Genomic DNA, 16,395 nt, shown 5'->3' with positions numbered 1-16,395 from the left:
TGCGCAAGCAACACGGAGTTTAGACGATGAACAGAATAAATTTTATGAGAACGACCAAGCAGCCAATGCGTTGGATCGCGGCCGCAGTCACAGCAGTGTTAACACTGGGTAGTGTACACAGTGTTCAGGCGATTAACTTGGCGCAGTCACCATTGTTTTTGGCCCGTCCGGTAACGCCGATTGTTATGCTGAATATGTCTAACGATCATCAGTTGTTCTTTAAAGCGTACGATGACTATTCGGATTTGGATGGGGATGGCTACGCGGATACTACTTATAAAAATGACTACGAATACTACGGCTACTTTGATAGTAATAAATGCTATCGTCACGATGGCAATGTCTTTCGCCCCGCCGGTCGTTCCAGTAACCATTACTGCTCTGGAAACTGGAGTGGTAACTTCCTAAACTGGGCAACAATGACCCGTATGGATACGGTGCGAAAAATTCTTTATGGTGGTAAGCGCGCAAGCAATGGCGATACCGGCACCTTAACCATCCTTGAGCGTGCAATGCTTCCTCAGGATGCACACTCGTTTGCGAAATTTTACAACGGCACGGATATCAATCGGCTCACGCCTTATTCAGTCACTGCAGGTCAGACTGGAACGCCGGCTACGGGTATCACAATTTGTAACTCCACCAACCCGTCCAATCGCAACCAGCAATCACAAAACGTTAACTCTCCTCCAATGATGCATGTGGCTCGTGGTAATTACTCCCTTTGGGCAAGTAACGAAGGTTGGCAGTGCCGATGGGGAACCGGTAGTAACGATAATGAACCGTCTATTTCGGGAATTCATGCCTACAGCTCAAGCCCGAGTACTGATGCAAGGTTGGCTGACCTGGAAGTAATGGTAGAGGTGTGTGATTCAGACCATATTGACTTGGACAACAACGAAAACTGTAAGGCCTACTCTGATGGACCAAAACCCATAGGTGTACTGCAGCGTTATGGTGAAGATGACACCATTCATTTCGGCTTAATAACTGGCTCCTATACCCTTAATAAATCTGGTGGTGTGCTGCGTCGTAATGTCGGCAGTATGGCCGATGAAGTCAATGCAAATGGTACCTTCAAGACTCCCTCCGGAGGGGGGTTGGGTATTGTAGGCACTTTGGATGCTCTACGTATTTCTCGTTACGATTTTAGTTCGGGACAGTACAATAGCTCGGATAACTGCCGTTGGGAGCTGGCCTATTTTAGCGACGGCAAGTGTTCGAACTGGGGTAATCCGCAGTCGGAAATATACTTAGAGTCTTTGCGCTATTTAGCTGGCAAAAGTCCGAACTTTTCCACAGATGATAGTGGTCGGATATCGGGCCTGGGCACAGTTAACTGGCAAGACCCGATCGACAATGATAACTACTGCGCGCCTATGGCGGTGTTGCAGTTCAATGCTTCAACCAGTTCTTACGATTCGGACCAACTGGCGGGCTTCAGTGATATCGCTGGAGGTAAAAATCTAAGTTCGCTAACGGACGGCGTGGGCTCGGCAGAGGGGATTCATGGTGGAACCTACTTTGTCGGCGAGTCGGGGGCTAATACAGACCAGCTTTGTACTGCCAAAACGGTTTCAAATCTATCGGGTGCTAAGGGGACTTGCCCCGATGCACCCAGACTTGGGGGGAGTTATCAAATCGCTGGTATGGCCTATCATGCGAGATTGAATGGTATTGCAAACGATCGAGAGACTGTCCAAACTTTTGGGGTGGCCCTGGCTCCTGCCGTACCGCGTGTCGATGTGCCTGTGCCTGGGTCTTCAGGTAAAACTGTGAGTATTCAACCGGCATGCCGTAATACCACTACTAACCCAGACGCTAACTGCGCAATTGTTGATTTTAAAATAATTGAACAAGATCACTCTGGCTCGCGCTATAGCGGTAAGCTGTATGTCAACTGGGAAGATAGCGAGCAGGGCGGTGACTTTGATCAGGACATGTGGGGTGTTATTGACTACGAGCTCAGCGGCGACAAAGTTAAGGTCACCACTCAGGTTGTTGCTCAGTCTACGCCGAACCGAATGGGTTTTGGTTATGTAATTAGTGGCACCACAATGGACGGTTTCCATGTCCATTCGGGTATTAACTGGTTCTCTTATAATCACCCTGACCCTAACGCATTAAGTTGTGATAGTAGCGGCTCAAATCAATGTCAGTGTCGCGACAGCTATAAAGGGCGTTGTGAAAACCGATACAGTCAGTATTGGGATGCGACCACCCAAGAGTTTGATATAGGTAGCTCTTCAGCTAAACCACTCGAGCAACCTCTATATTACGCCGCTCGGTGGGGTGGCTTTGATACTGTCGATGAAAATGGCGACGACGTCAGCGCACCAAGCGGTTCTGATAACCCTACCTACTTTTTCGCCACCGACCCGCGTGAGCTTGAGGCCTCTTTGTACAAGGCGGTAGAGGCATTCGCCGAGGGAGCGGGCTCTGCCACTGCGGTGGCGACTAACTCGACCCGCTTGGGGACGGATTCGGTTGCCTATCAGGCCACTTTTAATACGACCAATTGGACTGGGGACCTTATCGCTGCCAATTTAGGTAGCTCAGGCTTGTCTGGTAAAATTTGGTCAGCGGCCAATCGTCTTCCTGCAGCATCAAGCCGAAATATTTGGACTCGTGCCGATAACGCTACCGTAGAGTTTAGTTTTTCTAACCTCTCAGACACACAAAAGAGTTTACTTGGTGGCGCAACACCAAATCCCGATCCTGCACTCGGTCTGGATGGCTTGGGGGAGCAGAGAGTAAGGTGGATCAGGGGGGAAGATGTCGCTGGGATGGCGGAACGAGATCCAGAAGAAAAGCTAGGCGATATTGTTAACTCCAACCCCAAATTTTCGGGTACGCAAAATTTCGGTTTTGCGTTTTCAGGGGCAAATGGCGCGGATAGCTATGAGAGTTATGTTGCAAGTAAAAGTGATAAAACCGTCTTTGTTGGCGCTAATGACGGAATGTTGCATGCTTTCAATGCAGAAACAGGGACAGAGCGGTTTGCCTATATACCGTCTAACGTCTATGAACAAATGCGACGGCGCACGGCGTCTAATTATGGCTCTTCGGTAAATCCTCACAAGTACTCTGTGGATGGTCAGATTTTTATCGGCGATGCATTCTACGGTGGTCGATGGAGAACCATACTAGTCGGCACAATGGGTGCGGGCGCTAAAGGTATTTTTGCACTGGATGTTTCCAATCCATCCAGTTTTGGCTCTGATGATGTTTTATTTGAGCTGACAGAAAGCAATGCTCCTGAAATTGGCAATATTACCGGTACGCCGATAATCGCTCCTATGCCCGATGGCAGCTGGGCTGTAATTAGCGGTAATGGTTACAACAGTCAAAGTGGCAAGGCTCAACTGGTGGTGATCCCTTTAGACGGCACTTTTACTCCTCAGTATATTGATACAGGTATTGCTGGTGATAACGGTTTGAGTGAGCCTGCGATAGCTGTTGGTGGCAGTTTCTTGTCTCGTTATGCTTACGCCGGTGACCTGCAAGGTAATATGTATAAATTTGACCTGCAGGATCTGTCGGTTGAGTACACTCTGTTTGAAGCAGGGGGTTCTCAGCCTATTACGGCATCGCCAATTTTAGGCATAAATCCTTATCGGAAGCACGAGGATGGGCGAGTTGCGACCATGGTGTACTTTGGTACAGGGAGTTATTTAACCATTGGCGATCTCAGCGACGACTCTGTTCAGAGCTTTTACGGTATTGCTGACACTGGAGAAACTGTTTCTTCGGGTGACCTTTTCCCAAAAAACATCACCAGCGAAAGCGGTGGCATTCGCAGTGTATATGAAGGGGAGGGTCCCAACGGTAATGAGATTGAGTGGGACAGTTATGCAGGCTGGGTTTTGGATTTCGATACCGTGAGTGCAGAGCGGGTCGTCGATAAGCCAATTTTGTCCTTTGATCGTCTTATCTTCCCGACGGTAGTGCCCACTGATAGCCCTTGCGATTTTGGTGGTAAGAGTTGGATTATGGGGCTGACTGGTGTCGGTGGATTATATCCACCTCCGGGACAGGAGTGTGAAAGCGCAGGTTGTGGGATCGAAGACGATACTCTCTCTAAGCTTTCTGATCCAAAAGATCCATGTACGGGACCTGATTGTGGCGGACCACCTGGTCCGGGCTCGGATCCGGATCCCGATCCAGGTGCTTCGGCTATATGTGCCGATGGCGGGCAGTTGATTATTAAACAAAATAGTGATGGCACCGTGGACTATATTTGCGCCGGGGAGCCTAGCATTGTCCAGGGCCGCCAATCATGGCGTCAAATTCAGTAATTGCAGGAAGAACAATGAAACAACAAAAAGGCTTTACGTTAATTGAGGTGATGATTGTGGTGGCGATTGTGGGAATTATTGCCGCCATTGCCATTCCTTCATACCTGGAGAGCGTCCGCAAGTCCAACCGCGCGGATGCAAAAGCATCCTTAACCAACGCGGCGCATCAAATGCAGCGTTGCTATACCTTAAACAATACGTTTACCGATTGTCCGATGGTGGGCACTACCACCTCGGCAGAGGAGTTTTACAATATTGAAGTTACTGTAACGGATGGTGGCGCTGGCTTTACCGCGACTGCTACTCCGGCCAAGGCGCCTCAAACTGGAGACTCAGATTGCACCAGTATGACACTGAACAATCTGGGGCAGAAAGATGCCACTCCAGATAATGACGGGCGGTGTTGGTAGTTTGTAGTGAAATCTTGCTCGTAAATAAGGCCCGCGATAGCGGGCCTTATTCTTTATCCAGCCCCAGTTTTTGCAACCGGTAACGCAGCGAACGGAAAGTAATACCCAGCTTTTTCGCCGTTTGGGTTTTATTCCAGCGGCAGGATTCAAGCGTATTACACAAAATCTCCCGCTCGATTTCTTCCAGATATTCATCCAGAGAATTGTGCTCCAGGCAGCGCTGATAATAATCCAGCGCGCCGCTGCCGCCAGAGACGTTAGCGCTTACGGGTTTAGGGGCTGACTCGGGTAAGTGTAAATCTTCCGCGTCGATAATATCTTCGTCGCACAGGGTAAAAGCGCGTTCGAGAATGTTTTCCAGCTCGCGCACATTGCCGGGAAATGGATAGTTAAGCAGAGTTTTGATGGCTCCGGCCGACAGTTTTGGCGCGGGCATGTCCGCCGCCTGAGCAATTTTTTGCAGCAGTTGACTGGCCAGAGGTGGGATATCCTCCTGACGATGGCGCAGCGCCGGTACATTTAGTTGAATAACATTGAGGCGATAGAACAGGTCTTGGCGGAAGCGGCCGTGGGAGACTTCGTCCTCCAGGTTTTTATGGGTAGCGCACAATATCCGTACATCGGTTTTTACTTCGCCGGTAGCGCCGACTGGGCGTACGGATTTTTCCTGAATCGCGCGTAGTAATTTTACCTGCATATCTAAGGGCAGGTCGGCCACCTCATCAAAAAACAGCGTACCGCCCTCGGCAGCTTTAAATAAACCTGGTTTGTCCTGGTGGGCGCCGGTAAAGCTGCCTTTTACATGGCCGAATAATTCACTCTCTAAAAGCTCGCGCGGAATTGCGCCACAGTTAACGGCGATGAAAGGGTTGTTGGCTCTGGGGCTCAAATGATGAATAGAGCGCGCGGCTAACTCTTTACCCGCACCGGATTCGCCACTGATATAAACCGGCGCCTGTGAACGAGCGAGCTTGCGAATGCTGTTATTAAGCTTTTGCATCACCGGAGATTCGCCGGTAATAGCCGGCCCGGCGTCTCTCGGCTCTGTGGTGATTTGTGTGGTTTGTATCGCGCTATTGACCAGCTTACGCAAGGTGCCTAAATCAACCGGTTTCGAGATAAAGTCAAATGCCCCCGCTTTCATTGAATCGATGGCGACATCGATATTGCCGTGGGCGGTAATGACCGCAACCGGCAGGCGCGGTTGATGCTGTTGAATATGCTCGACAATTTCCAGGCCGTTGCCATCAGGCAGTTTCATGTCCGTTAGGCAAATGGAAAATTCTCTTTCCTGTAGCAGCTTTTTGGCACCACTAATGGTATCTACGCTAAAAGTTTCAATTTGCATGCGCCCCAGGGTAATTTCCAGCAGCTCGCGGATATCCGGTTCATCATCAATGACAAGGGCGGTTATGGCGTCGCTCATTTTTGTACCTTATCGGGGTGGGCAAATTGAATGGTAAAACAGCTGGGTTGCTCTTCGTCGCACAAGTAATCAATAAAAGCCTGATTGGCTTCGCAGAGTTCTTTGCAAATAAACAGGCCCAAACCAGAGCCGCTGCTTTCGGTGGTAAAAAAGGGCTCGAAAATATGTCGCCGGTTCTCCGCTGCGATCCCCGGCCCGTTATCGATTACTTTTAAAAATGGCGTGTCGCGCCGACTCTCTATACCCAGCTCAATAGTTACCGGGCGCCCTTGACTGTCTGCTCGGGTGTAGCGCAGCGCGTTGCTGATCAGGTTTGAGAGTATCTGTTGTAGCTGTGAGGGGTCAAATTGCACATAAACTTCAGGAGTGTCTGAGCGCAGCGCAATGGAGCTGTTGTGCTCGCAATCGTTAGCGAGAAACTCATTCATAAACTCGTTGAGCTCGATGGTTGTGGGAGAGGCGGGGCTGCGACGAGAAACCTGCAAAATGTTTTCGATAATTTGGTTAACGCGTTGGGTTTGATGGCCAATTATTTCCAGCAGCCGAGCGTCAGCAGGGTTGATGTCTGGCGACTCGCCCAGCAACTGGCTGGCGTGAGATATCGCGCTTAATGGGTTGCGCACCTCGTGGGCAATGCTCGCGGTTAAACGCCCCAGGGAGGCCAGTTTAAGTTGTTGCGCCTGTTGTGCAATAGCGCGGTTGTCCTCAATAAAAACCAGCGTATCCTCATCTTTACCCAGCTCCAGGTTGGCCAGGCTTATTTTTAGTTCACTGGCACTGCCTGCTGCTGCATTAACCACTGTGCTGCCCAGCTGTGGGTCGCGGGTTTTGCGCCAGCGCTCGAGCGGCTCTTGGATTGCCGGTAATTTGTCGAGGGTGAGGTTTAGCTCTGGGTGGGCGTTTATTCCCAGGAAGGATTGCGCCGCGTCATTGACCAGCTCTATTTCATCGCGTTTATTCAGCACGATAATGCCGGTGCGCATGCGTTCGACGATAAGGCGGGCCAGTTTTTGTAAGTGAGCGACGTGTTCTGCCTGGGCTTTCAGCTCGGCGGTGCTGCGGCGAATTTTTCCCGTCACATACTGAAAGGCAAAAGCGGTGATAAAAATCAGCGCGCCCAAAGAGCCGGCGGCAAATAATGATTTGGTATCAATGCCGGTGATGGCGTGGTGGGCAATGCTCTCGCCGATAAGCGCCAGGGTGGCTAAAGCTGCCATAAAGATGGCCAGTTGTGCCGGCAGTAGCATGCCCGCGGCGGCTACCGAGACGATCATTAAGTAGCCCAGGCCGCTGGTGGCGCCGCCGCTGGCAAACATCATTAGGGTGATCGCGCAAATATCGAAAGCAACGGCAACAAAACGCTGCTTCAAGCTGGGAGGCTGGCGGTTGCGCCAAAGTCCCACAAGTAGCAGCACGTTCAGGCCTGTGTAGCCCCAGCAGCTGTAAAAAAATAAGGTGTCGTGTTCGCTGCCCAACAGGTTGGTGAGTACGTCGCTTTCAAATATCAGCAGGAGCAGGCAGCCTAAGAGTACGCGGTAGTAGGTGTATACGCGTAGCAGCTGGTAGGGGTCGTAACCTTGTTCTAATGTATTCGGTCTTGATCTCATAGGTTTTATTTGCCGCCCAGGGGTTGAGGCATTGTACAGCATAGCGCTGCTTTGCTTAATCGCGCGCTTTAGCGGAAAATACCGGCTGTTATTAAAGTGGTAGAGAGTAGAGTAATGGACAATCTGGTGATCGCTAAGGCGCAGATTAATTTACTGGTAGGGGATATTCCCGGCAACACCCTAAAGGTGCTTGAGGTTGCCCACAAGGCGATGCAAAGCCAGGCGGTGGATGCCATTGTTTTCCCCGAGTTGACCTTAACCGGTTATCCACCAGAGGATTTGCTGCTGCGCCCCAGTTTGCAGCTGCGTATCGATCGTGCCCTCGCTGAGCTGCAGTCGGCCAATTTACCCCTGGCGCTGGTGGTCGGTTATCCCAAAGTGGTGGCGGGCCGAGTGTTTAATATGGCCGGGGTGATTCACCGAGGCGAGCTGGTGGCAGAGTATGCCAAGCAGCATTTGCCCAACTACCAAGTTTTCGACGAGGTGCGTTATTTTGTGCCCGGCGATACCCACTGCGTGTTCGATTTAAACGGCACGCCAACGGCGCTGACTATTTGTGAGGATATCTGGCACAGCGAGCCTATGTTACAGGCACGCGAGGCCGGCGCCCGGTTGATGCTCAATCTGAATGCCTCGCCTTTTCATCAGGGCAAAGCGGGCGAACGCGAGGCTTTGCTGGCGCAGCGCGCAGTTGAGGGAGGCATGCCCATTATTTATACCAATTTAGTGGGCGGGCAGGATGAGCTGGTTTTCGATGGCGGCTCTATGGCGATAGACCAGCAGGGTAAACTCTGTCATCGCTCGCCGCTGTTTCGCGAAGATATCGCCTGCAGCACTCTGGTGCGTGACGGCAATACACTCACGCTGGCGGCGACTGAGCTGGCGCCACAGCCCTCGCGCTTGGAGGCGGTGTATCAGGCGCTGGTGCTGGGGCTGCGCGATTACGTCAACAAAAACGGTTTTCGCGGCGTGGTGCTGGGGCTCTCGGGTGGTATCGACTCCGCGCTTACCCTGGCTCTGGCGGTGGACGCCCTGGGTGCCGAGCGGGTAGAGGCGGTAATGATGCCGTTTCGCTACACCTCTGATCTCAGTAAAAACGATGCGGCTGCTCAGGCGGAAACCTTGGGAGTGCGCTATCAGTCCATCAGTATCGAGCCCATGTATGACGCTTTTATGGGCGCTTTGGCTGAAGAATTTGCCGGCCGCGAGGTGGATACCACGGAAGAGAATCTACAGGCGCGCTGTCGCGGTGTGTTGCTGATGGCAATCTCCAATAAAAAGGGCTATTTGGTCTTAACCACGGGCAACAAAAGTGAGCTGGCCGTGGGGTATTCAACCCTATACGGCGATATGGCCGGCGGTTTCGATGCACTTAAGGATGTACCCAAGACGCTGGTGTTTGAGCTGGCACGACACTGCAATCGCAATGGCGAGATTATCCCTGAAAGTGTGATTACCCGCCCGCCTTCGGCCGAATTGGCGCCGGATCAAAAAGATGAGGACTCACTGCCGCCCTACGAGGTGCTGGACGAGATTCTTGCACTGTACGTCGAGCGCGATTACAGCGCCGACCAGATTATCCGCGAGGGTTTTAATGCCGATGATGTGCGCCGGGTGGTACGCCTGGTGGATGTCAACGAATACAAACGCCGCCAAAGCCCCATCGGCCCGCGTATTACTACCCGCGGCTTTGGCCGCGATCGGCGTTATCCGATTACCTCGGGTTGGAAAGCCGGAGAGTAGCAGACACAAAAAAGGGGCTCTATCGGCACTGCTGTCCCACAGTTTGGAATAAATAAGAAAGCCTGAACCTCTGTTGTTACAATGTATGTGCGACCAAACACAGCAACAACAGGGAATTCAGGCTTTGTCACATCATAACACCGCATTTCATCAGCTGCTAAAACCTCTTTCGAGACATGAATTTGAAGGCTTAGCGCAGCAGCATCATACAGGCCAAAAATTACGCTCGGCCAGTCGCTGGGACCAGTTTGTGGGTATGGCCATGTCACAGCTATCCGGCCGCCAGAGCCTGCGTGACATAGAATCTAATTTGGCAACTCAGCAACGTAAGCTTTACCATCTCGGAGCCAAACCCATAGCCCGCTCCACGCTGGCCAGGCTCAATGAAAATCAGCCTGCCGATCTCTATGAAGCGGTTTTTTATAAACTCCTCCATCGTTGCAAACAGCAACCGTCCCAGCATAGATTTCGATTCAAGAACCCACTTTACTCGCTGGATGCCAGCATTATTGATCTGTCACTCAATCTTTTTCCGTGGGCTTCGTGCCATCAGGGTAAAGCCGGCGTAAAACTCAGCGTGGGGCTTAATCATGGCAACATGCTGCCTGAGTTTGTTGCGTTATCTGACGGCGATGAAAACGACATGGTTAAGGGGCGCCAATTTAAGTTTCCTAAAGGCAGCATTGTCGTTTTTGATAAAGGATATGTCGACTACCAATGGTTTGGAGAGCTTACAAATCAAGGGGTTAGCTTCGTGACCCGGCTTCGAACTAAAGCTATTTATAAGGTTTTGGAGCGCAGGCCAGTCATCAAAGAAAAAGGCATTACAAGTGATCAGGTCATCCAGCTAAATAGCGCCCACGCCCTAAAACGTGGAGCCCCCAAGCTTCGCCGAGTTGGCTATCGAGACCGTGACAGTGGCCAGAAGTATGTCTTTCTAACCAACAATTTTTCCCTCAGTGCTTCCACGATTGCAGCCATCTATAAAGGTCGCTGGCAGGTAGAGCTGTTCTTTAAGGCTATTAAGCAGAATCTAAAAATAAAGGCCTTCGTCGGCTTGTCGAAGAACGCCATATTGACTCAGCTATGGATCGCAATGATCACATACCTACTGGTTTCTTTCGCTCGGCACTGTGCCAAGGCTGGCTGGACGGTTCAGAGAATCTTACGTGTCCTTCAGCTCAATCTATTTGAGAGAAGAAGCCTGCGAGAGATACTCCAGCCAGACCCGCCCAGACACAAAAAATGCGAACCTCAGATGAGATTCGCATTATGAAGGTTAAACTGTGGGACAGCAGTGCTCTATCGGCCCCTTTTTTTGTTGCAACCAGCAAATTGTTACTGGGTCGCCCGCGGTGCGTCTTGGTACTGGGGGTCAAATACCCGGCGGGAGTCAAAGCCTCGCGGGTCGCGCTTATCGAACAGGCCGAAGGTGGCCTTACTGATCCAACTGCGCTCTTCCACATCACCGTGCTGAAAGTTAAAGTCGCCGTCATTATCAAACGCCGGGTGATCCGGGTAATTAAGGCGCAATACCGCCAGGCTGCGATCCGACAGTTCATCCATTTCCAGCAGGTGGTAACCCTGCACCATCACAGCCAAGGCGTCGGGTACGGCGGGGGTGCCTTGGTAATTTTCCAGCACATATTGGCCTCGCTTTACCGATGCCAGATAGGCGCCGCGCTTAAAGTAGTAGTTAGCGACGTGAATTTCGTAGCGCGCTAGGCGGTTGCGCAGATAGAGCATGCGCTTTTTCGCATCTTGGGCGTAAGGGCTGTCGGGGTAGCGGTTTAGCAGCTGGGTAAAGTAAGCCAAAGATTCACGCGCCGCTCCCGGGTCACGCTGGGTCTGGTCCAGCGGCATAATGGTGGCCAAGAAGTTTTCGTCTTTGTCGTAAGCCGCTAAGCCCTTCATATAATAGGCATAGTCTACGTTGCGGTGTTGCGGATGCAGGCGAATAAAGCGATCAGCCGAAACGGTAGCGGCGTCAGGGTCACCAGAGCGATAGTAGGCGTAAATCAGCTCCAGCTGCGCTTGCTCGGCGTATTTACCAAAGGGGAAATGCTCCTCCAGCAGTTGCAGCGAGCGGATGGCGCTGTCCCAGCGGCTGCTGCTCATCTGGCTCATGGCCTGCTCGTACAAATCGGCCTCAGAGGTAAAGTCCTGCCGGTCACCATTGGATGAACAGGCGCTGAGCAGCAACACCAACAGGCCACTCAGAAGAAAAACAGACGCTCGCATAGGGTTATAGCTCACAATTCGTTATCATCTCGCATCACAGAGTCCGGGTCATTTGACCCAGTAGGGCGCTATTTAAACACAGTCGGGGGGCAAGCCAAAGCGGCGCCCCTGTATAAACGAGAGAAACCGGATGAGTAATACCATTGAGCTTGCCGCCGCAGTGCCACCCGAGTGTCGGGGGCAGCGATTTGACCAGGTGGCGGCACTCTTGTTCCCCGATTACTCCCGCGAGCGGCTAAAAGAGTGGATCAAAGCCGGGCAGTTAACCGTTAACGGTGCATCCGGCAAACCCAAGGACAAGCTACTAGGTGGCGAGGCTCTGGCGCTGCAGGCAGAACTTGCCAGCGACGATACCTGGGAGGCAGAAGACATTGCCCTGGATATCGTCTTTGAAGATGAGCACCTTTTAGTTGTGAATAAACCGGCGGGGCTTGTGGTGCATCCAGCGGCGGGCAATTACAGCGGCACCCTGGTCAATGCGCTTTTGCACCATAACCCCGATCAGGCGCAGCTGCCTCGGGCGGGTATTGTGCACCGGTTGGATAAAGACACCACAGGGTTAATGGTGGTGGCGAAAACCCTGGCGGCACACCACAACCTAGTGTCGCAACTGCAAGCGCGCAGTGTCAGCCGTGAGTATGAAGCTATTGCTATCGGTCAGTTTACCGGTGGTGGCAAGGTGGACGCGCCCATTGGGCGCCACCCTAAGCAGCGTAAACTGATGGCGGTGGTGCCCATCAGCGGTAAAGAGGCTGTTACTCACTACCGAGTATTACAGAGGTTTAAGCACCATGCTCATTTGCGCCTTAAGCTGGAGACGGGGCGCACTCATCAAATTCGCGTGCACATGGCTCATATTAATCATCCACTGGTGGGCGACCCTGTATACGGCGGCCGTTTTCGCAAACCCCAGGGAGCGTCCGCCGAGCTGTTGCAAACGCTGCGCGAATTTCCCCGCCAAGCACTGCACGCCGCAAGCCTCGGGTTAGTTCACCCTTTCACAGAAGAGCTCATGAGCTGGCAGGCTCCCTTGCCCGAGGATATGCTGCAGTTATTGGCCGCGCTGGAGGACGATAGTGACTGATTCTTTTATAACGCCCCAGTGGCCAGCGCCACAGACTGTTGGAGCAGTGGTCACCACCCGTAAGGGCGGCAACAGTGGTGGAGCCTTCGCCAGTAACAATTTAGCCCTGCATGTGGAGGACTCTCCCCAGGCGGTTGAGGCCAATCGTGAGGCGATGGCGGCCCATTGTGGTTGGCACAAACAGCCGCAATGGTTGGAGCAAATACACGGCGTAAAAGTGCTTAAGGCGCAAGACGATGGCCTGGTTCGCACTGCCGATGGTAGTTACAGCCGCGAGATGGGGCTGCCTTGCGTGGTTCTGACCGCAGACTGCTTGCCGGTGTTATTGTGCAGTAAGTCGGGTGATGAAGTAGCTGCTGTGCATGCAGGCTGGCGTTCGCTGGCGCGCGGAATTATTCCCCGCGCGCTGGATAAGCTTAATGCTCAAGCAGACGATGTGATGGCCTGGCTCGGCCCCGCTATCGGCCCGGAACATTTCGAGGTGGGAGTGGATGTGCTGGAGGCGTTTTTTAAGCATGCCCAGTCCGACACCCACACGGACGCCATAGCTGCGGCTATGCGCCCCGGGCTCAAGCCCATGCACTTTTACGCCGACCTCTACGCTCTGGCGCGAGCCTCGCTAAATGCTTGCGGCGTGACACAGATTTACGGCGGCGATTTTTGCACCTATCGCGACAGCGAACAATTTTACTCCTACCGCCGTGACGGCAAAAACACAGGGCGCATGGCTACCGCGATATGGATTAAATAATTTGTCTGACGTCCCATGTCTGACGTCAGACGAATAACTTGATTTCCCCTCAATCGCCCCTACTTTAATAACCAGACTATTCAAGCGTTATTGAGGCATTACACCCATGCGTATAGACCGTTTAACCAATCAGTTGCAGCTGGCGCTCTCCGATGCCCAGTCGATGGCGGTAGGTCGCGACCATACTCAACTTGAACCTTCCCATTTGATGCTGGCTATGCTGGATCAGCAGGGCGGCACGGTTCAGCCTTTACTATCCCAAGCGGGCTTTGATGTAAAAGGTCTGCGCAATGAACTCAACAAGTCGTTGGATCGGTTAGCGAAAGTACAAAGTCCGTCCGGCGATGTGCGTATGTCGCAGGAGCTGGCGCGCCTGTTGAATCTTGCCGATCGCTACGCGCAAAAGGCGGGTGATAAATTTGTCTCCAGTGAGTCTTTGTTAATTTCCGCGATGGACGACAAAGACAGCGAGCTGGGCAAATTGCTGCAACAGTTCGGTAATACCGAGCGTTTAAAGCAGGCAGTGGAAGCCGTGCGCGGTGGCGAAACCGTAGACGATGCCGATGCCGAGGGAAACCGCCAGGCGCTGGAGAAATTCACCGTCGACTTAACCGCTCGCGCCGAAGCGGGCAAGCTGGATCCGGTGATTGGCCGCGACGATGAAATCCGCCGTACCGTACAGGTATTGCAGCGCCGCACTAAAAACAACCCCGTATTGATTGGCGAGCCCGGGGTGGGTAAAACCGCTATCGTTGAAGGGCTGGCGCAGCGCATCGTCAATGGTGAAGTGCCCGAGGGATTAAAAAACAAACGCCTGTTGTCATTGGATTTAGGCTCGCTGTTGGCCGGCGCAAAATTTCGCGGTGACTTTGAAGAGCGCCTTAAATCCGTACTGAATGAGCTTTCCAAACAGGAAGGTCGCATCATCCTGTTTATCGACGAGCTGCACACCATGGTCGGCGCCGGTAAAGCCGAGGGTGCCATGGACGCTGGCAATATGTTAAAGCCCGCGCTGGCGCGAGGCGAGCTGCACTGCGTGGGCGCCACAACACTTGACGAGTACCGTCAGTTTATTGAGAAAGACGCTGCGTTGGAGCGCCGTTTTCAAAAAGTGTTGGTGGACGAGCCCAGCGAGGAAGACACTATTGCGATTTTGCGGGGCTTAAAAGAGCGCTATGAGCTGCACCATGGTGTAGATATTACCGACTCGGCCATCATCGCTGCTGCAAAACTGTCCCAGCGCTATATCACCGACCGCCAGCTTCCCGACAAAGCGATTGATTTGATCGACGAAGCCGCCAGCCGTATCCGTATGGAAATTGATTCCAAGCCCGAAGAAATGGACCGGTTGGAGCGCCGCTTGATTCAGTTGAAAATCGAGCGCGAAGCGGTCAAAAAAGATGAGGACGAATCCAGCCGTAAACGTTTAGAGAAAATCGAAGCGGATATCGATGACTTGGAACGTAAATACGCCGAGCTGGAAGAAATCTGGCGCAGCGAAAAAGCGGCTTTGCATGGTTCGCAGGAGATTAAAAGCAGTCTTGACCAAGCGCGCCAGGATTTGGATGCAGCGCGTCGGGCAGGGGATTTGGGTCGCATGTCTGAGTTGCAGTACGGCATTATCCCCGAGCTTGAAAAGCAGCTGGATATGGCCAGCCAGGTCGACATGATGGAGATGAAGCTGCTGCGCAACCGCGTGGGTGATGAAGAAATTGCCGAGGTGGTGAGCAAGTGGACCGGTATTCCAGTGGCAAAAATGCTCGAGGGCGAGCGCGAAAAACTGCTGCAAATGGAAGATGCTTTGCACCAGCGGGTGATCGGTCAGAACGAGGCGGTGGTGGCGGTATCCAATGCGGTGCGCCGCTCGCGTGCGGGCTTGTCGGATGCTAACCGGCCCAATGGCTCTTTTCTGTTTTTAGGCCCCACGGGGGTCGGTAAAACCGAACTGTGCAAAGCCTTGGCGTCGTTTCTGTTTGATACCGAAGACGCGATGGTGCGCATTGATATGTCCGAGTTTATGGAAAAGCATTCGGTAGCGCGTTTGATCGGTGCGCCGCCAGGCTATGTCGGCTATGAAGAGGGCGGCTATTTAACCGAGGCGGTGCGCCGTCGGCCTTACTCGGTGCTGTTGCTGGATGAAATTGAAAAGGCGCACCCGGATGTCTTTAACATTCTGCTACAGGTGTTGGATGACGGCCGCCTGACCGATGGCCAGGGCCGCACCGTGGATTTTCGCAACACCGTGGTGGTCATGACATCCAACCTGGGCTCGGATCGCATTCAGGATTTAGCCGAGGATAAGTCCTTCGATACTGTGAGCTTTGACGGTGACGGCGGCTTGTCGGATTCCACCAACAACGAAAATCGCTACGCGGCGATGAAAGACGCAGTGATGGAGGTGGTCAGCCAGCATTTTCGCCCCGAGTTTATCAACCGTGTGGATGAGGCGGTGGTATTTCACCCGCTGGCGAAAAATCAAATTCGCGGGATTACCGACATTCAGGTGGAGCAGCTGGGAAAACGCCTGGCGGATAAAGACATGGCGTTGGATATTTCCGATGAGGTGATGGACAAGCTGGCCGAAGCGGGTTACGACCCGGTCTATGGAGCTAGGCCATTGAAAAGGGCGATTCAGCAAAATATTGAGAATCCTCTGGCGCAGGATATATTGGCCGGAAAGTTCGCACCGGGCGATACCATTGAGGCGGTTTTGCAGGGCGATCAAATCGTATTCCGCGCTCGTCAGGTCCATTAAGCGAGTGTTAAAAGACACCAAAGCAATAAAAAAGCCGCCTCATTTGGGGCGGCTTTTTACTTGAACTCAACAGCAACAAG

10 protein-coding genes are annotated in these 16,395 nt (G+C 52.6%); 7 read left to right on the top strand and 3 right to left on the bottom strand.

Going from position 1 to position 16,395, the window contains the following annotated elements:
- Window positions 1-26: 26 nt before the first annotated feature.
- Window positions 27-4,298, top strand: coding sequence for a pilus assembly protein (locus NHM04_RS08175; RefSeq protein ID WP_254266486.1), 4,272 nt, complete (start codon window positions 27-29; stop codon window positions 4,296-4,298).
- A 14-nt stretch (window positions 4,299-4,312) separates the two neighbouring features.
- Entirely contained in the window at window positions 4,313-4,708 is a 396-nt protein-coding gene (locus NHM04_RS08165) for a type IV pilin protein (RefSeq protein WP_305881966.1), read from the top strand.
- Window positions 4,709-4,754: 46 nt separating this feature from the next.
- On the opposite strand, the gene NHM04_RS08160 is transcribed toward NHM04_RS08165, so the two are convergent.
- Both NHM04_RS08160 and NHM04_RS08155 read right to left on the bottom strand, forming a co-directional pair.
- Window positions 4,755-6,134, bottom strand: a complete 1,380-nt coding sequence (locus NHM04_RS08160; RefSeq protein WP_254266485.1) for a sigma-54 dependent transcriptional regulator — start codon at window positions 6,132-6,134, stop codon at window positions 4,755-4,757.
- Window positions 6,131-7,741: a PAS domain-containing sensor histidine kinase gene (locus tag NHM04_RS08155; RefSeq protein ID WP_254266484.1), complete on the bottom strand. Its 1,611-nt coding sequence runs from the start codon at window positions 7,739-7,741 to the stop codon at window positions 6,131-6,133. The genes NHM04_RS08160 and NHM04_RS08155 overlap by 4 nt, the downstream gene beginning before the upstream one ends.
- Before the next feature lie 114 nt (window positions 7,742-7,855).
- Here NHM04_RS08155 and NHM04_RS08150 point away from each other — a divergent pair, with 114 nt between their 5' ends.
- Window positions 7,856-9,484: an NAD+ synthase gene (locus NHM04_RS08150; RefSeq protein WP_254266483.1), complete on the top strand. Its 1,629-nt coding sequence runs from the start codon at window positions 7,856-7,858 to the stop codon at window positions 9,482-9,484.
- A gap of 124 nt (window positions 9,485-9,608) precedes the next feature.
- Entirely contained in the window at window positions 9,609-10,760 is a 1,152-nt protein-coding gene (locus tag NHM04_RS08145; RefSeq protein WP_254266613.1) for an IS4 family transposase, read from the top strand.
- A gap of 62 nt (window positions 10,761-10,822) precedes the next feature.
- Here the strand turns inward: NHM04_RS08145 and NHM04_RS08140 are convergent, their stop codons facing one another.
- Window positions 10,823-11,725: an outer membrane protein assembly factor BamD gene (locus NHM04_RS08140; RefSeq protein WP_254266482.1), complete on the bottom strand. Its 903-nt coding sequence runs from the start codon at window positions 11,723-11,725 to the stop codon at window positions 10,823-10,825.
- A gap of 130 nt (window positions 11,726-11,855) precedes the next feature.
- Between NHM04_RS08140 and rluD the strand changes: the two genes are divergently transcribed.
- From rluD to clpB, 3 genes are all read left to right on the top strand, one after another.
- The gene (rluD, locus tag NHM04_RS08135; protein WP_254266481.1) at window positions 11,856-12,809 is read left to right on the top strand and encodes a 23S rRNA pseudouridine(1911/1915/1917) synthase RluD; all 954 of its coding nucleotides are present in this window, start codon (window positions 11,856-11,858) and stop codon (window positions 12,807-12,809) included.
- Window positions 12,802-13,560 (top strand): peptidoglycan editing factor PgeF, encoded by a 759-nt coding sequence (gene pgeF, locus NHM04_RS08130; protein ID WP_254266480.1) that lies wholly within the window; start codon window positions 12,802-12,804, stop codon window positions 13,558-13,560. The genes rluD and pgeF overlap by 8 nt, the downstream gene beginning before the upstream one ends.
- Window positions 13,561-13,666: 106 nt before the next feature.
- The gene (gene clpB, locus NHM04_RS08125) at window positions 13,667-16,315 is read left to right on the top strand and encodes an ATP-dependent chaperone ClpB (protein ID WP_254266479.1); all 2,649 of its coding nucleotides are present in this window, start codon (window positions 13,667-13,669) and stop codon (window positions 16,313-16,315) included.
- Window positions 16,316-16,395: the final 80 nt, after the last annotated feature.

The sequence above is a fragment of the Gilvimarinus sp. DA14 genome (assembly GCF_024204685.1).
In the GTDB taxonomy this organism is placed as follows: domain Bacteria; phylum Pseudomonadota; class Gammaproteobacteria; order Pseudomonadales; family Cellvibrionaceae; genus Gilvimarinus.
The sequence above is the reverse complement of the archived record's forward strand: the minus strand, read 5'-3'. Positions and strand labels throughout refer to the sequence as shown.

Coding starts and splice junctions, on each gene's coding strand:
- NHM04_RS08175 (WP_254266486.1), top strand. CDS start 27: ATGAACAGAATAAATTTTATGAGAACGACCAAGCAGCCAATGCGTTGG.
- NHM04_RS08165 (WP_305881966.1), top strand. CDS start 4,313: ATGAAACAACAAAAAGGCTTTACGTTAATTGAGGTGATGATTGTGGTG.
- clpB (WP_254266479.1), top strand. CDS start 13,667: ATGCGTATAGACCGTTTAACCAATCAGTTGCAGCTGGCGCTCTCCGAT.
- NHM04_RS08155 (WP_254266484.1), bottom strand. CDS start 7,741: ATGAGATCAAGACCGAATACATTAGAACAAGGTTACGACCCCTACCAG.
- rluD (WP_254266481.1), top strand. CDS start 11,856: ATGAGTAATACCATTGAGCTTGCCGCCGCAGTGCCACCCGAGTGTCGG.
- NHM04_RS08160 (WP_254266485.1), bottom strand. CDS start 6,134: ATGAGCGACGCCATAACCGCCCTTGTCATTGATGATGAACCGGATATC.
- NHM04_RS08140 (WP_254266482.1), bottom strand. CDS start 11,725: ATGCGAGCGTCTGTTTTTCTTCTGAGTGGCCTGTTGGTGTTGCTGCTC.
- NHM04_RS08150 (WP_254266483.1), top strand. CDS start 7,856: ATGGACAATCTGGTGATCGCTAAGGCGCAGATTAATTTACTGGTAGGG.